This window comes from Dellaglioa sp. CoH-57-MRSF-20, assembly GCF_056781955.1.
This window is the reverse complement of the sequence record NZ_JBXAXV010000001.1, coordinates 219,424-238,371: the sequence shown is the minus strand read 5'-3', so window position 1 is coordinate 238,371 and position 18,948 is coordinate 219,424. Positions and strand designations below refer to the sequence as shown.

Sequence of the window (18,948 nt, the reverse complement as noted above, 5' to 3'; positions counted from 1 at the left end):
TGTTATACATAAAAGCATAACATAAACCTTATATATAAATAAACAAGTAAACGTTTTCCAAATAAAAATGGTTAAATCTTTATAAGATTCAACCATTTTGTATAACTTTTTTCTATTAACGAACAACCATAACTGAAACGGGAGAATACTTAGCCACGTATGATGCTTGGCTACCTAAGTACTTACCAATCCCTTTAGTTATAGCTGATCCAACAACGACTAAATCAGGTTTAACGTCAGGAATAACATCTTTGACAATCGTTTCACCAGGTTCACCCTCAGCAAGAACAATGTGTACTTCCTTAACACCAGCATCTAATGCGCTTTGTTTATACTCTTGAAGTTGTTTTTCAACCTTCAAACGTTTTTCAGCTAATGTATCTTTTGTTAATACCTGAAAAACATTCAAATCATCCGACTCCAGAACAGTTACAATATGCAGCAGAGAATCATCATCTAAAGCATGACTAACCGCTTCTAAGAATGCTAATTGGGCATCTGCCGAATTATCGACGCCGACAAGAATGTTCTTATGCTTTGGTAACTCAAAACTTTTTTTCATATGAATTTCCTCCTTATTTTATAAAACTTCTTGGAAAAATTGAATGACTAAATTGAAGACTAATTGAACATTTAAAATAGTTAACCCGATTGCGGCTGCCCAACCAATAATTGATACCCAAAGTGGATTAACGAATCGTTCACCCATATATTTTTTAGAAGATGTAAACCAGATTAATGGAATCATCGTAAATGGTAAGGCTACTGATAAGAACACTTGTGAATAAACAAGTAAATTATCTAATACGCCTTCTGTCCCACCCCAAATGATTGCGGCAATCATAACGGGGATAACTGCTATGATACGTGTAACCAATCGACGGGCCCATAATGGCATTTTTAAATGTATGAAACCTTCCATTATAATTTGACCAGTCAAGGTTCCGGTAATCGTTGCATTTTGCCCAGAAGCCAGTAAAGCTACGGCAAATAAAGTTGAAAGTACAGGTGATGCAATCCCTTTGGCAATTGTATTATCACTTAATGCACGGTATAAATCACCGAATGCTTGTAATTGATCTGCATGTCCAAAGAATAAAGCAGCCCCCAAAAGTAAAAGTAAACTGTTAACAATTGTTGCGCCAAATAATTGGATATTTGAATCCCAAGTTGTAAAGCGCACAACTTTTGCAACTTCTTCTTCATCAGTTGAATCGTACTGACGTGTTTGTGCAATTGAAGAGTGAAGGTACAAGTTATGAGGCATTACTGTTGCACCAATAATACCTAAAGCTAATGTTAATTGATCATGGTTCATAACGATTGATGCTCTTGGTAAAATACCACCCATGATACCTGCTAAACTTGGTTTTGATAAGGCAACTAAGTAAAGGAAAATAATTAAAATTGATGCAATCAATGTTGCAACAATCGCTTCAATTGTTCTAAATCCTAATTTTGTTAATAATAATAGTAAGAAAACATCTAATATAGTTATCATAACGCCGACTGTTAATGGAATTCCAAAAAGTAATTGTAAAGCAATCGCTCCACCAATTACTTCGGCTATATCTGTTGCCATAATTGCTAATTCTGTCATGATCCATAATAAAAATCCAACCGGTTTATTAGTATGATCACGAATTGCTTGTGCTAAATCCATTCTTGTTACGACACCTAACTTAGCAGCCATATATTGCATTAACATAGCGATAAGTCCGGAGAAAATAACGACTGATAATAGTAAGTAACGGTATTGTGCACCACCGACAATTGATGTAATCCAGTTACCTGGATCCATGTAACCAACAGCGACTAATGCACCTGGTCCACTAAAAGCCCATAAAGTTCGTAAAAATCCGGCACTTTTTGGAACTTCTACTGATCCATTTACTTCTTCCAAACTAGCACTATTTGTTGTGGTAGTCATTTTTGGTTCTTGTACTTCTTTCGACATTTTTTACCACTCCTTTAAATTCTTTTCTTCTCAATTCCTTATTATACTCAAACTTTATACATTGTAAACAAAAAGTTTAGGCTAACCTTAAATCATTTTACCAGTTATTAAATATTGCTATATTTCCAAAAAAAGACTGCTGATATCTATTTGATATCAACAGTCTTTAGCTATTTAATAAAAATTTCTTTTGTTATCATAATACCTACTTCACAAAAATATAATGAGCGGCTTTATAACTAATATTTCTAACCTCACCAGTATTTTCTAATTTGATTTCAACTGGACCTTCAAAAGGCGCATGAGAAACAACTGTTAATTTATCACCAATGTGTAATTCTAAATCATCTAAATAAGTTAACAAATCATGATTATCAATGAATCGTTCAATCACAACTTTAGTGTTATCTTCTACTGCTTCTAAAACGAGATGGCTATCTTCCTCATAGTTACCTTCTTTGTCAGGTATCACACCGCCATGAGGACAGTGTGTTGGATGACCCAAGAATTCACTCAAATGATCAAGCAAGTACTCACTTGTCACATGTTCAAGTAACTCTGATTCACCGTCAACATCTTGTAGTTTATAATTTAATTTATAAACTAAGAAGCATTCCCATAAACGATGCTTACGAACTAAATCTTCTGCCAATAATATCCCAGGTTTCGTTAACGAAATCCCTGCGTATGGCGTATGTTCTACTAACTCTTCTTTAACTAGTTTATTGACCATTTCTGTAACTGATCCGGCCGCAATGTTCAGACTAAGCGCAATCTGTTTATTCGATATTTTCTTTTGCGTACCGCCTAATTCAAAAATAATTTTTAAATAATCTTCCTTCATAGGTGTCATATTCGATCTTTCATTTTTTGTCATTAGTTAATCAATTCACTTCCATTTTCTTAATAATAGATTTATTATATCAGAATAACGATTGAATTGTAACTTATTTTTTAGGAATACCTAACCTTTCATTTTAAAATACCTAAATGTAAGCTAAAAATCATAATTCACTGCATTAAAATAGGATTCAAGCATTTGTTTTAAGAAATGTCTTGAATCCTATCTTTTTGTAGAAGGAAAGCCGAAACCCGTGTTACCGAGAGTCGATTTTACTTGATTATTAATATATTTCGCCTCTATATCTTTATACTTATTTAGTTCTGTGAAGTCGCTTTTATATGTTTTGAATCATATATTATCGAACGACGCCCTTTGAGCGATTTGTTATCCATTCGATTTCAAACGTTTCTCCAAGACCAAATACCTCTAAATCCAATTATTCGTTCTACTACAACTTAAATCATCAAAATTCGATATCTTGATTTGCTTTTTAATGCTCAAGACCGGCACCGTTTTAATACGCCTTACTTGACATCTCTCAACGTCATTAACTTGCCGTACATTGGAAACTTAAACCATCATCTTAATTGATGTGTCCTGATTTGCTTTTAAGCGCTCAAGACTAGCACCGTTTTAAAACCTTGTTCGACGTCTCACGACGTTCACACTACCAAAATTCTAAATTCATCGGAGTAAACATCATCTAACTTGATGTGTCTTGATTTGCTTTTTAATGCTCAAGACCGGCACCGTTTTAATACGCCTTGCTTGACATCTCTCAACGTCATTAACTTGTGTTACATTTTTCAACTATCTTCAGTACTAAACATTGTCCAACTAACTTCGTTTTTAAAAACCATTAAGTGAGTTTAAAAAAGTGACTTCAGTTTTATTTTGTTCAGGGATTTCGATAGCCTTCCTTGCTACAAATTAAGTATAACACAAATGTAAACGGTTGCAACCTTTTTATGATTTTATTTTATAATTCTTTTTATTAAACATCTCTGAGTTCAAAACGTGTCCCTTTTTCATCTATTACCGCAAATAAACGCTGCTTTTTGGAGTCATCAAAATAGCCCATATCAAAAACTGTTTTATTTCCTTGTTTACCAACATCTGAAACACGATCAATCAAAAAGTGTTTAAATTGTCTAAAAATATCCATTTTTCCGTTAACGTGTTCAATCGCCGCAACCAATGTGTATCCTTCATCTAACTCTTCTTTTATAAGACTGACTTTTATGACCATATCTAAACGATATTCTCGCGACTTTGCCTTCTCATCTGAAATACTTTCAATATAGCCTTTTTGTTCCCAATATCTTAACTGTCGTGTTGAAACACCTGTCATTTTACTGATTTCACTAATACCGACAATTAACTTATCTTGCTTCATAAGATTGGCTAATGGATTATTATTCACTGTAAGTACCTTCTATCTCTAGTTTTCTAAATACTTTTGAAATTTTTTATCGATTTCTGGCAGACTTTTCTGTAATGATTTTGACTGGTTTTGTGTCCCCTCAGCCATTAACTTCAAGTAAGTAAATAAAATTTGACTAGCGTCTTTATGATATTTACTACCAAGTTCACTCGCAAATGTATATCGTTCATCCGTTAGTAATTTTGAAAATAAAGTTTCTTTTGCCATCTAGGCTCCTTCGATTGTTTTTATCATTGTGTGATGTGGAATTCCTGCGTCCATAAAGCCTTCACCTTCAACCTCATATCCTAGTTTCAAATAAAAATTTTGGGCTTGATCTTGTGCACCTAAGGTTAAGTATTTAATTCCGTAGACTGTTGAAAATCCTTCAATAAACGTTAGGATATCTGTTGCTAAATGTTGTCCACGAGCCGCTTTCAATGTTGCAACTCGCTGGACATGCCACGTTTCAGAGTCTTCGCTAAGTACACGTGCTGTCACAACAGGTTCTTCATCTTTATAACCCACAAAATGAATAGCTTCTGATTCGTTTTCAATTTCCAATTCCATTGGCACATTCTGTTCTCCAACAAAAACCGTTTTTCTAATTGATAATGCATCCTTATATATTTGACTACTTATATCTCTAGTTGATTTCACTATGAACATTTGCTCATCCTCAGCTTTCTTAGTTATCTTCGCATATAGCTTACCATAACTTGCTTTAAATTTGAACGTCAAGACCCGGTAGCTTATAATGAAAGCAAATAACTTACTATGCAAAGGAAACCACTAATGAAAAAATACGGTATATTAATAACCATCTTATTGATTTTAGGATTAGGTATTGGCTTTTTACTATTGCATAACAGTATACCTAAATCGGTAGAAACAGAGAAAAGTATTTCACAAACACCAACCTTATACATTCATGGATACGGCGGTACAGCTAACTCAACTAACGACATGATTGCCTCAGCAGAAAAATCTGGTAAGGCAAAAAAAGTTCTAACAGCAACCGTCTCTTCAACTGGTGATGTCACTTATACGGGTAGATGGAAATATACTGAAAAAAATCCAATTGTTCAAGTTATATTTGCGCGTAGTGATGCTCAAATTCCTGAAGAGGGCAGATGGATTGGTAAGATAACTGATTATTTAAAAGCATCATACGATATTAAAAAAATCAATCTTGTTACACATTCAATGGGTGGCTCATCTGCAATGTACTGGGCTGAATCTGTCAGAAAAAAATCTTCTCCTATCCTAAATAAATTTGTTCCAATTGCTGGTCCAATTAATGGGGTCCTCGGAATGGACGAAAAAGCCAATAAAAATTACTTCTTGAAAAATGACGAACCTGCTATTAAAACAGCAAACTACCAAAGTTACTATAGCAAACGAAAAAATTTCCCATCAACCGCAAAAGTCTTTGTTATTTATGGCGATGTGAATGATGGCTCAAATTCTGATACATCTGTCAGCATTGCTTCTGCCCGTTCAATGAACTATCTATTAAAAGGCCAAGTAAAATCGTATGACGAGCTTAAAATTACTGGTGAAGATGCACAACATAGTAAACTTCATAGAAATTTACAGGTTGATAAAGCTGTTATCCAATTCCTTTGGGGTAAATAGAACTATACGAAATATTAATTTTGTGCTATGATTAAGTTATGCGATGAGTCGAGTAAAATCAGACAACTTCGGTTGTTCCGCTGCGGCGGCTAGTGATTAGTTCGAAAATGGGGCATTTTTTACCTACCGCATTGTAGGTATGTCTGATTGTCACTGTTTTGTGGAATTCATACAATCTATTTACTTCGGTAAGTACCATAACAGGAAAGCATCAACTTCGGTTGGTGCTTTTTTTGTGCAGATAAATAGCCTTAGAAAATTACTTTCCAAGGCTATTATCACTATTTTTGAATTCTTATTGCTTCAACATCAAACACTTTATCAATCCAAGATTCATAAAATGGTGCTTCATGACTGACCAATAAAACATTTCCAGGAAAACGTCGGACTGCCTTTTGTAGCGCGTCTTTTGTATCATCATCCAAGTGATTAGTTGGTTCATCCAAAATTAAAAAGTTACTTGGTTTCAATTCAACTAAACTCAACTTAACTTTCATTTGTTCCCCACCACTCAAAATATTAATAGGTTTCATTGTATTCGCAGCATTAATCCCTGATTTAGCCAATCGGCGACGAATCGTTTTAGGTTCCAATTCAGGGTATTCATCTTGAATAATTTGAAGAGGTGTCATTTCTTTATTATCCCAAATTAAATCTTGATCAAAATAATTAACAACAACAGAATCAGAAAATTCAGCAGTTCCACCAAACGTTGGAATTAACTTCAAAATTGACTTAATCATTGTTGATTTACCAATTCCGTTAAATCCCTTTAAGACAACTTTTTCTTGATGTGATAATGAAAAAGTTACTGGTGATAGTAATGGCGTTTTATAACCAACTGATAAATTTTTAACGGCAAGCGTTGATGCGGATCCAGTATCTAGATAAGGAAAATCAAATTTACCTTTTACAGTATCACTTGGCGGTGTCACACGCTCAATTTTATCTAATCTTTTTTGTCTAGACTTAGCCATTGTGGCACGCGTTCCAGCTTTATTCTTTCGAATATAAGCCTCATCTTTTTCAATTTGAAGGCGTTGTTTCTGGAAAGCTTTTAGTTGCGCTTCTTTTTTAGCTTCTTTTTGCTTAATAGCTGATTTAAAATTCCCACGATATTTTGTGATTTTACCGAATGCAACATCAATAATTGTATTCGTGACATTTTGTAAAAATTCAAAATCATGAGAAATAACCATGAAACAGCCTTCAAATTGATTTAAATACTCAGTTAACCAATCAATATGTTCCGTATCTAAATAATTAGTTGGTTCATCTAATAAAATAACTTCAGGATTTTCCAATAATAATTTAGCTAAGATAATCTTAGATCTCTGACCACCACTTAATTCACTAACTTGATGGTCTTTTTCAATTGCATCTAATCCTAAACCAGTTCGAACACGGTCAATTTCTGTATCGATATCATAAAAATTTTTTGCCTCAAGTTCTTCTTGATATCTACCCGCTTTTTCCAACAACTTCTCGTCCATATTTTCAGCATAATCCGTATAGGCCTGCGTTTGTTTTTCACTAATATCATATAAACGTTGAAATGCTGTCTTCAAAAACTCAATAACCGTAATGCCTTCCGCAACTTCAGCATATTGATCTAAATAGCCAATTGTCGCACTTTTTTTCCATTTGATTTCGCCTTCATCAGGTAATTCTTGTCCAGTAATAATTTTGATTAATGTACTTTTACCAGCACCATTTTGACCAATGATACCCATATGATCCTCAGTGTTTAATTCAAAATGAGCATCCTCATATAATTGCTTATCCGCAAATTGATGGGAAAGTTGGCGAACTTCTAAAACTCCCATTGTAATCCTTCTTTCTAAAGACTAGTTATCATTGTTAACTTCCAATATTGCATTAAATACTTCTTGTGGTAATTCCATTTCAGCCTTAGAGCCCAATCGTTTATTAGCGCTTTGACGGCGTAGCATATCTTGTTTGGCAGCATTCTTTTTATCACTACTTGTTGTTGCGCTCTTACGAAGAGGCGGTACATTTGCACGCGAAATAGCTTTATTTTCGATAACTGCTTGTACTGGCATTGGGAATAATTTACGTGGAATTGAATATTTCAATTGCTCAACTAATTTCTGACCAATTTCCACAGCATCTTGTCTATGCACAACAAACCCTAGTGCATCGACTGTTGCATAGTTAACTAAAACGTCCATTTTAACAACGTCTGCTGTTTGATATCCTTTAAATTGCGTTTCCATTGTTGCATAGCCATGTGATAATGATTTTAATTGATTGAAGAAATCATAGGCAATTTCAGACGTTGGTAACGCATAATTCAATTCAGTTTGACCAGAATTGTATGACATATCTTGGAAAATACCTTTACGTTTTTCAGCTAATTTCATGATATCGCCCACTTGTTCATCTGGCACGGTCATATGAACATCTAAAAATGGTTCTTCAACATGATCAATTTCAGAAAAATTAGGGAATTGGACAGGATTATCAACAACAACTTCTTTACCATTTTTCAAAATAACGTGGTACGTAACATTAGGCGTCGTTGTTAACACCCCTAATTGGTATTCTTTTTCGAGACGTTCACGAATAATACTTAAATGTAACATCCCTAAGAATCCACATCTAAATCCTAGTCCTAAAGCATCTGACTTTTCTTCTTTATAATGGAAAGATGAGTCATTTAAAGCTAATTTTTGAATAGCTGATTTTAATTCTTTATAGTTATTATCTTTAGGATAAAATCCAGCAAAAACCATTGATTCTGATTCTTTATATCCAGGAAGTGCTTCTGGTGTCGGGTTACTTTGAGAAGTTAACGTATCCCCAATTTTAACTAGTTGAGGATCTTTTAGCCCTGTAATAACATAGCCAACATCCCCGGCATGTAGACTATCAACAGCCACCATGTCAGGTTTAAAAATACCTGCTTCTACTACTTGGAAATCAGTCGTTTGTTGCATAAATCGAAGTAAATTATTAGCTTTAAATTCACCATCAAAGACACGAATATAAGCCACAATTCCTTTAAATGCATCAAAATGTGAATCAAAAACTAATGCTTTAAGTGGTGCTTCAATATCACCGATTGGTTTTGGAATACGGTCTTTAATAGCCTCTAGAACCAAATCAACACCAATCCCAGTTTTAGCTGATATTAATAACATTTCGTCTTCATCAACGTCAGCTAATTCCATCAATTGAATTTTAGTTTCTTCAACATCAGCATTAGGATGATCAATCTTATTGATTACTGGAATAATTTTTAAGTTGTTTTCTTTAGCTAAACGGTAATTTGCAACCGTCTGTGCTTGCACACCTTGAGTGGCGTCCACCAATAAAATAGCCCCATCACTAGCAGCTAAACTTTTCGAAACTTCATATGAAAAATCAACGTGTCCCGGTGTATCAATAAAATTATATTCGTAAGTTTCACCATTAGTAGCTGTATAGTAACTACGAACCGTTCGTGATTTAACTGTAATCCCGTGTTCTTGTTCAACAGCCATTGAATCTAACAATTGACTAGACATCTCACGTTCACTGACAGTTTGTGTTTCTTCCATAATTCGATCAGCTAAAGTTGATTTACCATGATCAATATGGGCAATAATTGAAAAATTTCTAATTTGTGATTGTTTCATTATGATTAAACCTCATTTTCTAAATAATCATCTACTGTTTTAGAGTCTTTTTTATTATACGCTAAATTATCAACGTCGTAAGAAGAAGATTAAAAGCCGGTAAGAATGCCCAAGTATTTTAAAAACGAAAAAATAATGAACACAAATTTAACTAAGGTCAAATTCAGCTCATTATTTTTAATTTAAATAGTACCGTTTGCAAATTGGCTATTATATAAATCAGCATAAAACCCGTTTTTAGCAATCAAAGCATCATGATTTCCAGTTTCAATAATTGAGCCATTATCCATTACAATAATATTATCCGCATCACGAATCGTTGATAGACGATGCGCCACAACGAAACTTGTTCGGCTATCTAATAAGGTATCCATCGCTTTTTGAATCAAAACTTCAGTTCGTGTATCAACTGAACTCGTTGCTTCATCTAAAATTAAAATTTCTGGGTCAGCCAAAAATGCACGAGCAATCGTTAACAATTGACGTTGTCCTTGTGAAATATTTGAAGCGTCTTCATTCAGAACAGTTTGATAACCATCTGGTAATTGACGAACAAATGTATCAACATGAGCGGCTTTTGCTGCAGCATAAACCTCTTCATCCGTTGCATTTTCACGACCATATTGAATATTTTCCATAATAGTACCTGTAAATAACCAAGTATCTTGAAGCACCATCGAGATTGACTTACGTAAATCTTCTCGTTTCAAATTCTTAGTATCGACACCATTTAGTCGGATTGATCCCGCTGAGACATCATAAAAGCGTTCAATTAAGTTAATAATCGTTGTCTTTCCAGCACCTGTAGGTCCAACAATTGCTACCTTTTGTCCTTCGTTAACATCCAAATTATAATCTGTCATCAAAAGCTTCTTATCTGAGTAACCAAATTGAACATGATCAAAGGAAATTTTATTACCATTATCAGCAATTGGTAAGTCATCGTTACTTTCATCTTTCAATTCTTCTTCATCTAAGATTTCAAAAATTCGTTCTGCAGAAGCTACAGTTGCTTGAATCGTATTAGATAAGTTGGCAATTTGAGTGATTGGTTGTGAGAATTGGTTCACATATTGTAAAAAGGCTTGGACGTTACCTAAAGTAATTGTTCCTTGTGAAACCTTAATTCCACCAACAATTGCCACAAAGACATAGCCAATATTTTTAATAAAGTTCATTGCTGGCATAATTAATCCAGAAATAAATTGTGCTTTCCATGAACTTTTATAATAATCATTATTCTGTTTTTCAAAAATATCAATATTTTTTTCTTCTTTATTAAAAGTCTTAACAACCGTATGACCCGCATACGTTTCTTCCACTTGATTGTTCAAAAGTCCTAAACTCTTTTGTTGTCCAGCAAAGAACTTTTGCGAACGAGGCGCAATTAATGAGACAACAACCAAACTCAAAGGAACAATAATCAAAGCAATTAACGTTAATTGCCAACTAATTGAAAACATCATATAGAGAACACTGACAAAGGTCACAACACTTGTTACTAACTGTGTAAAACTTTGTTGTAACGTTCCAGAAATGTTATCCACATCATTTACAGCACGAGACATAATATCACCATTTGGATGTGTATCGTAGTAAGAAACAGGCACGCGTTCCATTTTAGCCTTAATATCTTTACGAAGTGCGTACACCGTTTTTTGAGAAATATTAGTCATGATTAATTGCTGCACAAAACTGAAAAGTGCAGACGCAATATACATAATACCAACTGTAAGTAAGATATTCTTAATTGCATCAAAATTAATTGGCAACGAGGTTACTTTCTGCCCCTGTTTCATTTGAGTGAATCCTTTAGTTACCCCAGAGAAAATCTCGGTTGTTGCGCGTCCTAAAATTTTAGGAGAAACCGCCTGGAAAATTACAGATATAATGGCTAGCACTAATACTATCCCTATTGAAATTAACCATGGTGACATGTATTTCGCTAAACGCCCAATTGTTTTCCAAAAGTTCTTAGGCTTTTCAACTGGTCGTCCAATATTGCCATGTCCACCTCGACCGCCCCGCATAGGTTGCGTTGCTTGTTTTGACTTATTATCTGCCATTACTCTGCATCCCCCTCTCTGATTTGTGACTGCATAATTTCTTGATAGGTTTCATTCGTGGCTTTCAATTCTTCATGAGTCCCTTTACCAACGATTTTTCCACCATCGATAACTAAGATTAAATCGGCACTTGTCACACTAGAAATCCGTTGTGCCACAATTACGACAACACTATCTTTGATGCTTTCATCCGTTTTAAGTGAGCCACGTAATTTAGCATCTGTTTTAAAATCAAGCGCTGAGAATGAATCATCAAACAAGTAAACAGAAGCTTTTTTAACTAATGCTCTTGCAATTGCAAGTCGTTGCTTTTGGCCACCAGAGAAGTTATCTCCACCTTGTTCAACTATGCCGTCTAAGCCATCCGCTGATTCTTCAACAAACGATTTAGCTTGTGCTATTTCTAGCGCATGCCACAACTCATCATCTGTTGCCGTTTCATTTCCAAACTGTAGATTACTTCGGATTGTTCCTCTAAAAAGAACTGTCTTTTGTTGAACAAGAGAAATTTGGTCGTGTAAGCTTACTTGGGTTAACTCATAAATTGATTTACCATCAATTTTAATATCGCCCGACTCAACATCAAACAATCGTGGAATTAAATTAATTAACGTTGACTTACCAGATCCAGTACCACCAATAATCGCAATCGTTTGACCCGCCTTTGCTTCAAAGTTAATATCTGTTAGGGCTTCTTTTTCAGCACCCGTATACCGGAAATTAACTTTATCAAATGACAATTGACTTGCTCCTACTTTACTACGATCAACTGTAATTGCATCAGGTTGGTCTTTTATCGAATTCTTCGTATCTAAAACTTCGTTGATACGTGCTGCAGCAGCTTGCGCACGAGGTAACATGACAAATACCATCGATAACATCATAAAACTTGATAAAATTTGCATTGCATACGTCATAAACGCAACTAGATTACCCACTTGCATCGACATATCTCCAATTAAATGACCACCATACCAGATAATTGCGATATTGGTTGCACTAAGAACTAAAGTCATCATGGGGAACATTAGCGCCGTAATTGAAAATACTTTACGGGCATTATCTGTATATTCTTTATTCACACGATCAAAACGATTTTGTTCATATTTATCTTGGTTAAATGCGCGAATAACACGAACACCTGTTAAACCTTCACGAAAGACAAGATTAATATGATCAATTCTTTTTTGTAACGTTTTGAACAGCGGCACTGCAAAATACATAACTGAAGCAATTAATATAATTAAAATTGGAACAGCTACTAAAAAAATCACGGTTAATTCTTTTTGTTTGTTATAAGCTAAAATACTAGCACCAATCAACATAATAGGCGCTTGGATCATCATTCTTAACATCATAACGGTAACGTTTTGAATTTGTAGAACATCAGTTGATGTTCTTGTAATTAAACTTGAATTTCCAATTTGATCAAATTCATGACTTGAAAAATTAAGTACTTTTTTGTAAATATGACTTCTTAATCTAAGTCCTAATTTTTGCGCTAAGCGTGAAGCGATAAAGACATTACCAACTGCCGCAACAATACCAATAGCTGCTACGCCTAACATGACATAACCCACCTGCCAGATATACGCAACATCGCCTTGTGAGACACCTTTATTAATCATGTCTGATGTTAATGTTGGTAAATATAAATCGCAGATAACTTGGACAATCATAAATATAAATGCACCAAACATTGCCCAAACGCTAACGCGATTTTTCATTACTTTTATCATTTATTTTTATTCCTTCCTTTTTGAAACACCAATAGCTACCCAGTTAGCCATTGTTTCATATTCTTTTTGTAACTCTTCAACAGGTATTTCAATACCTTCTCTTTGTTTTGAAAAATAATCATTAATAGTTTTCATAAATGGACTCATTAAAGAAAACATAAGTAAACTAATTTCTTCATCTGAGGAAATGGTTAGTAAAGACCGATCAATTTCACTCATAATATCAAAATCTGCTTTTAAATTTTGATGAAATGGTCCACCAAAATGTGGCTGTTTCCCACTATGATGCGGGTGGTGAGGATGATGTGGCTGCATCCGACTACTCATTTTAAAGTCCATTCGGACAAAGGCGTTTTTAAAAAATGCAGCATCTTCTCCGGACACTGTATTCGCAATCGTTTCTGAAAAAAAGGTCTTCATAGTCGTCACGACATCACCTTGATTTCGTTTTAATAATTCACCAAATCTTTTAGTTTGATTCTGTCGAATAGTATCAAAATAATAAAAGTATAAATCTTCTTTATTTTCGAAATATTGGTAAAAACTCCCTCGCGGAATATCTGCAATTTTTATGATATTACTAATTGATGCTTCAAACAGGGGTACTCTTGAGAACTCTTCTTTAGCAGCATCCAATATCCGTTGTTGCTTATCTTCATCTAAATTAAAATACGTTTTTTTAGGCATATTTTCTCCTTTATACAAAAAATGACAAGCTGTCATGTGACAACTTGTCATGTTACTAGTCTTTATTTAAAAATGCAACTTTATTTACTTATTCTTTTCTTAAAGATTCAACTGGATCAAGTTTTGATGCTCTGTTTGCTGGTAAGAAACTAGCAACCATACTAATCAAGACACTGATTAAAATACCAGAGAATACATAACTAGCTGTAACTTTAACAATCGTAACATCGAATGTTGCAACTGAGAATGCATTTAACCCAAAGGCTAAAATATACGTTACGCCAACACCAATTAAGCCAGATGCTAATCCAATTAGGAACGCTTCGGAAACAAATATACGGCGAATATCCTTACGACGTGCTCCTAAAGCTTTCATAACACCGATTTCTTTTGTTCTTTCAACAACAGATATATTTAGAACCACTAATATCATAATTGCAGAAACGAGCAATGATATCGCAGCTACGGCCGTTAAAACGTCTGTCAAAATATCTAACATTTGAGTAAACATTTCTGACATTTTTTCTTGAATTGAACCTGTGTAACCCAATGATTTAACTTTAGCTTTTATACCTGCCGTATTAGCCTTATCGTTTGTATGAAGATAAACAACATTTGGTTTAATTGTTTCATTATTATCTTCAACTAATTGTTGTAAGTCAGCGTAATTCAAGTAAACTAAACTGCTTGAACTGCTACTTCCAGATGCTTCATAAATTCCGGCAACTTTGAACGTTTTCTTAATCGTTTTTTCGTTATAAACAATCGCAATTTTAACTTGTTTACCAACAATGTTCTTGCCTAATGAATCTGCAGTTGTTTTATCTAATAAAATGCCATCCTTACCTGGTTTAGTACCCTTGGTAATGTTTGATTTTGTAATACCTGAGTTCATTGTACCCAACTGCATCAAACTAGCTTTTTTATCCTTATATGAAACTGTATTTGTACCTAGTGAAATTGCTGTATAACCCTTTTGTAGCTCATTCACATGTTTAATATTTGTTAACTTATTAATATCTTTTTTAGAAAATGATCCTGTCTGACCAGTAATTGCAGCCATTTGACTTTGTTGTTCTTTAGCTTGCGCTGCTTGGGCTTGAGAACCAGCAGCTGGTGTTGCTGTTTTAGAACTACTACTTGAAGAACTTGTTTTTGCCTTCATATGAACTTCAGTCACATTGGGATTCACGTAGCTAGTCATCGTATCCTTTATATAACTTGTTACCCCTTTTCCAAGCGATAACATTAAAACAACAGACATAATCCCAATACTTGAGCCAATAGCAACAAGTAAATTACGAGAAAATTTAGCTTTCATATTAAGTGCAGCTAATCGAATTGCAGACCATAGACTTAAATTCTTAGGCGTTTCGCCTTTAAATTCATCTTCATTAGTATGCAACTCTAATTGTTCTTGTTCGGAATCAGAAATAATTGCACCATTATCAATTCGTACAACACGACTTGAATATGCCGCAACGCGATCTGAATGAGTAACCATTAAAACTAATTTACCACGCTTTGCGATATCTTTGATAATTTCTAAGACAGCATCAGTTGTCTCTGAATCCAAAGCACCTGTTGGTTCATCAGCAATAATGACATCAGGATCATTCATTAAGGCACGTGCAATAGCAACACGTTGTTTTTGCCCACCAGATATTTGATCTGGCTTCTTTGTCATATGATCTTGTAACCCAACGTCTGTTAATAATTTTTTAGCACGTTTGACACGTACTGATTTATCAACATTTGAAAGCGTCATTGCCATAGCAACGTTATCAATCAAACTTAAATGAGGAATTAAATTAAAATTTTGAAAAATGAATCCAATACTCTTCTTATGAAAGTTAACAAGTTCTTTTTCAGAAAAATCACCAATATTTTCACCATTATACGTAATTTCGCCATCAAAATTTGAATCCAATCCACCTATTAAGTTCATTAATGTTGATTTACCACTTCCGGATTCACCAACTATTGAAACTAATTCTCCTTTGTCAAAAGAAGCATTAATGTCTTTTAAAGCCTTGAATGTCGTACCACCAGCCATATTATACGTTTTTGAAACGTTTTTTATTTCTAGAATCAATTTGTCTCCCCCTATTTCCGTTTTTATGACAGACTGTCATAATGAGCTGGTTTTTATTATAGATAATCACACTCACAAAAGCAAAGTATTTCGCTCCACCTTTACCCATTCTTTACAATTTCAGGTGTAAATCATTACACGATTCATACAGAACCATAACATTTAACTGATATTATGAAGTTGTTCTTAAATACGAATACAAAATAAAAGGGGAAGTTAATTATGAGAAAGAAAACAGCAATTATTTCGATAGCAGCAATGGGTCTTTTATTGTTGGCAGGATGTGGTAAATCATCATCTTCTTCAGATGATTCATCAAAAATTACAGGTAAAATTACTATTGTTGGATCAACTGCTTTACAACCTTTAGTTGAACAAGCAGCTGAAACCTATCAAGCAGATAATTCAGGTTTAACAATTGGCGTGCAAGGTGGTGGCTCAGGTACTGGTTTAAGCCAAGTTTCTACAGGTGCTGTTACCGTTGGTAATTCTGACATTTTTGCAGAACAAAAAGACGGCGTAGATGCTAAAAAGATTGTTGATCACAAAGTTGCCGTTGTTGGTATTGCACCTGTTGTCAACAAAGATACAAAAGTAACTAACCTCTCAAAAGCACAACTTGCTAACATTTTCTTAGGTAAGACAACAAACTGGAAAGAACTTGGCGGAGCAGACCAAGCGATTGTTGTCATTAATCGTGCTTCTGGTTCGGGTACACGTACCGTATTTGATAGTAGTATCCTTCCAAATAAAACAGCTAAACAAACACAAGAACAAGATTCAAACGGTACAGTTCAAAAAATGGTATCTTCAACACCAGGTGCCATCAGCTACTTAGCATTCTCGTACTTAAAAGATAACATCCAAGCATTATCTATTGATAACGTTAAACCAACATCAAAAAATGTTGAAACAAACAATTGGAAAATTTGGTCATACGAACATATGTATACTAAAGGTTCTCCTAACTACGCAACAGCTAAATTTATTGGTTATATTCAATCAGACAAAATTCAAAACGGCTTAATCAAGAAATTAGGTTATATCTCAATTTCAGATATGAAAGTTGAAAAAGACGCTAAGGGTACTATTGAAGAAATTAATAAATAGCTGTAAAAAATAGAACATTCAATACAAAAAGCTCATAATTATTAGATCTAAATCTAATAATTATGAGCTTTTTTATATTTAAATAGTGTTAAAGGTTATGAAATTTGTTTTATATTGGTATATTGCGCCAATCATATTAGCATCTCCATAAAAATAACATGTTTTTAAATTATACTTAAGGCCATCCGCACGTTTGGCAATGATTAATTGATTAATATATTTATTTAGTGTTTTAATCAAACCAGGTCTTTCAGATATAGCGCCTCCAATTAAAACAAGGTCAGGATCATACGATACAAGTAGATTAAACACTCCTACGGCTAAATGTTTATAAAAATCATCTACAATTTGGCATGCCTTATCATCACCAGAGTCAGATAAATCAAATAATTGTTTTCCGTTAATTTCACGATTATTTTCTGAAGAATACTGTTTGGCAAGATTTACTGGACTAACCAACTCACTGAAAGTACGATCATCATTTACATCTAAAATCATGTACCCAAATTCGCCACCAAATAGATTACTTCCGGCCTTTAATTTTTTATTCATTATTACAGAACCACCAACTCCAGATCCAATGATAATAGAAACAAAATCATCTACATCTTTAGCGTTTCCAATCCAATTCTCAGCTAATGCTGCACAATTAGCATCGTTTTGTATAGAAACTGGTACGCCTAAATATTGTTCCAACTCATCCCTAATCGGAAAATTGTGTATATAAGGGATGGCGCTAATCCCATGAATAATTCCATTTACCGTATCAACTGATCCTGGAGAACTAATGGCTATACCTTCAGCGTTCTGACAACTATTATATAAATTTTTAATTAAAGTTTTCATATCTTTCCACGTCTCAGGGGTCTCCCTCTTACCACGTGAAATGAACTGATTTTCTTTCCATTCTCCATACTTTACGGTTGTCCCACCAATATCAATTGCTAATATAGTTCCCATTGTTCTCCTTTTCAGTCATTCGACTAATATTTTTAGTATCTGATAATTATAATTTTTAATAAACGTATTAAATTAAAGAAGTTCTCATAGCACGTCTATAATGCGTCATTTTATACGGCGTTTTTTTTAATTGATTTATACATAGTTATAATTTCTTTAGCTAAATCAATATAACAGATACTCGTCATTAGCCAATCTTGCGAATGTATCAAATACAAATTAAGTTTCGTTTTTTCACCATTGGCCTCTTTTGTTAACAAAGTAGTTTGGATATTGTGCACCTTAGTTAACGCCTCTTGTGCTTGGTTCATAAAATCATCAGATTTAGAAAAATCAGACTGCTCAGCCATGCGGATTGCTTGAGCGGCAAATCCCTTCGCATTCCCCGATTCCATAATAATTCCCATTATTACAGTCATATCTTTATCATTCATATTTTTCATCCCCATTTCACTAAATTTATTTTATTCCGCAATTAAATTTACTGCTGTTTGTAATACTTTTTCACCGTTCATCATCCCATAATCTAGCATATCAATGACGTCCATAGGAATTCCAGCAGCATCAGTTTTACTTTTAATTTCTTCCTTCATATAACTGACCTGTGGCCCTAATAACAATACATCCGGATGAACACTTTCAATTTGATGGTCTACATCTGATGTTGATGTTGCAAATATTTCATAATCTTTTTTCTGCTTAGAAGCTGCCGCCTGCATTTTTGATACTAGTAGAGATGTAGACATACCAGCTGAACAAGCTAACATAATAATTTTTTTCTCCATGAT

At 34.1% G+C, this 18,948-nt stretch carries 17 protein-coding genes; 2 read left to right on the top strand and 15 right to left on the bottom strand.

Translation table 11 applies throughout. The features are described 5' to 3' along the window. Positions 1-115 precede the first annotated feature (115 nt). The 6 genes from AC1RPN_RS01105 to AC1RPN_RS01080 all read right to left on the bottom strand — a co-directional run bounded on the left by AC1RPN_RS01105 (position 116) and on the right by AC1RPN_RS01080 (position 4,893). Positions 116-562 carry a universal stress protein gene (locus AC1RPN_RS01105; RefSeq protein WP_481760964.1) on the bottom strand — a complete coding sequence of 149 codons (447 nt, stop codon included), beginning with the start codon at positions 560-562 and terminating at the stop codon, positions 116-118. An 18-nt stretch (positions 563-580) separates the two neighbouring features. Continuing rightward, positions 581-1,957 (bottom strand): Nramp family divalent metal transporter, encoded by a 1,377-nt coding sequence (locus tag AC1RPN_RS01100; RefSeq protein ID WP_481760965.1) that lies wholly within the window; start codon positions 1,955-1,957, stop codon positions 581-583. Between the two features lie 205 nt (positions 1,958-2,162). Further along, on the bottom strand, positions 2,163-2,810 hold the full coding sequence (locus AC1RPN_RS01095) for a metal-dependent transcriptional regulator (protein WP_481761142.1): 648 nt from the start codon (positions 2,808-2,810) through the stop codon (positions 2,163-2,165). Between the two features lie 985 nt (positions 2,811-3,795). Next, positions 3,796-4,224, bottom strand: a complete 429-nt coding sequence (locus AC1RPN_RS01090) for a MerR family transcriptional regulator (RefSeq protein ID WP_409021721.1) — start codon at positions 4,222-4,224, stop codon at positions 3,796-3,798. Between the two features lie 18 nt (positions 4,225-4,242). Then, positions 4,243-4,452 carry a hypothetical protein gene (locus AC1RPN_RS01085; RefSeq protein ID WP_481760966.1) on the bottom strand — a complete coding sequence of 70 codons (210 nt, stop codon included), beginning with the start codon at positions 4,450-4,452 and terminating at the stop codon, positions 4,243-4,245. Continuing rightward, entirely contained in the window at positions 4,453-4,893 is a 441-nt protein-coding gene (locus tag AC1RPN_RS01080) for a GNAT family N-acetyltransferase (RefSeq protein ID WP_481760967.1), read from the bottom strand. Positions 4,894-5,019: 126 nt separating this feature from the next. Here AC1RPN_RS01080 and AC1RPN_RS01075 point away from each other — a divergent pair, with 126 nt between their 5' ends. Next, positions 5,020-5,862, top strand: a complete 843-nt coding sequence (locus AC1RPN_RS01075; protein WP_481760968.1) for an alpha/beta hydrolase — start codon at positions 5,020-5,022, stop codon at positions 5,860-5,862. Between the two features lie 281 nt (positions 5,863-6,143). On the opposite strand, the gene AC1RPN_RS01070 is transcribed toward AC1RPN_RS01075, so the two are convergent. From AC1RPN_RS01070 to AC1RPN_RS01045, 6 genes are all read right to left on the bottom strand, one after another. Continuing rightward, positions 6,144-7,688 carry an ABC-F family ATP-binding cassette domain-containing protein gene (locus tag AC1RPN_RS01070; protein WP_481760969.1) on the bottom strand — a complete coding sequence of 515 codons (1,545 nt, stop codon included), beginning with the start codon at positions 7,686-7,688 and terminating at the stop codon, positions 6,144-6,146. A gap of 21 nt (positions 7,689-7,709) precedes the next feature. After that, a complete protein-coding gene (gene lepA / locus AC1RPN_RS01065) occupies positions 7,710-9,503 on the bottom strand; it encodes a translation elongation factor 4 (protein WP_481760970.1) in 1,794 nt (597 codons plus the stop codon). 182 nt (positions 9,504-9,685) lie between these two features. Then, positions 9,686-11,569, bottom strand: coding sequence for an ABC transporter ATP-binding protein (locus AC1RPN_RS01060; protein WP_481760971.1), 1,884 nt, complete (start codon positions 11,567-11,569; stop codon positions 9,686-9,688). Further along, positions 11,569-13,308: an ABC transporter ATP-binding protein gene (locus AC1RPN_RS01055; protein WP_481760972.1), complete on the bottom strand. Its 1,740-nt coding sequence runs from the start codon at positions 13,306-13,308 to the stop codon at positions 11,569-11,571. Before AC1RPN_RS01055 ends, AC1RPN_RS01060 begins: the two co-directional genes overlap by 1 nt. Before the next feature lie 6 nt (positions 13,309-13,314). Next, on the bottom strand, positions 13,315-13,995 hold the full coding sequence (locus AC1RPN_RS01050) for a TetR/AcrR family transcriptional regulator (protein ID WP_481760973.1): 681 nt from the start codon (positions 13,993-13,995) through the stop codon (positions 13,315-13,317). A gap of 88 nt (positions 13,996-14,083) precedes the next feature. After that, the gene (locus AC1RPN_RS01045; protein ID WP_481761143.1) at positions 14,084-16,051 is read right to left on the bottom strand and encodes an ABC transporter ATP-binding protein/permease; all 1,968 of its coding nucleotides are present in this window, start codon (positions 16,049-16,051) and stop codon (positions 14,084-14,086) included. A gap of 261 nt (positions 16,052-16,312) precedes the next feature. Here AC1RPN_RS01045 and AC1RPN_RS01040 point away from each other — a divergent pair, with 261 nt between their 5' ends. Beyond that, positions 16,313-17,200 (top strand): phosphate ABC transporter substrate-binding protein PstS family protein, encoded by an 888-nt coding sequence (locus tag AC1RPN_RS01040; RefSeq protein WP_481760974.1) that lies wholly within the window; start codon positions 16,313-16,315, stop codon positions 17,198-17,200. A 78-nt stretch (positions 17,201-17,278) separates the two neighbouring features. Here AC1RPN_RS01040 and AC1RPN_RS01035 read toward each other — a convergent pair whose 3' ends face one another. The 3 genes from AC1RPN_RS01035 to AC1RPN_RS01025 form a co-directional block, all read right to left on the bottom strand. Continuing rightward, positions 17,279-18,160, bottom strand: a complete 882-nt coding sequence (locus AC1RPN_RS01035; protein ID WP_481760975.1) for an ROK family protein — start codon at positions 18,158-18,160, stop codon at positions 17,279-17,281. Between the two features lie 110 nt (positions 18,161-18,270). Next, the gene (locus AC1RPN_RS01030; protein WP_481760976.1) at positions 18,271-18,594 is read right to left on the bottom strand and encodes a PTS lactose/cellobiose transporter subunit IIA; all 324 of its coding nucleotides are present in this window, start codon (positions 18,592-18,594) and stop codon (positions 18,271-18,273) included. A gap of 30 nt (positions 18,595-18,624) precedes the next feature. Then, on the bottom strand, positions 18,625-18,945 hold the full coding sequence (locus tag AC1RPN_RS01025) for a PTS sugar transporter subunit IIB (protein ID WP_481760977.1): 321 nt from the start codon (positions 18,943-18,945) through the stop codon (positions 18,625-18,627). Positions 18,946-18,948: the final 3 nt, after the last annotated feature.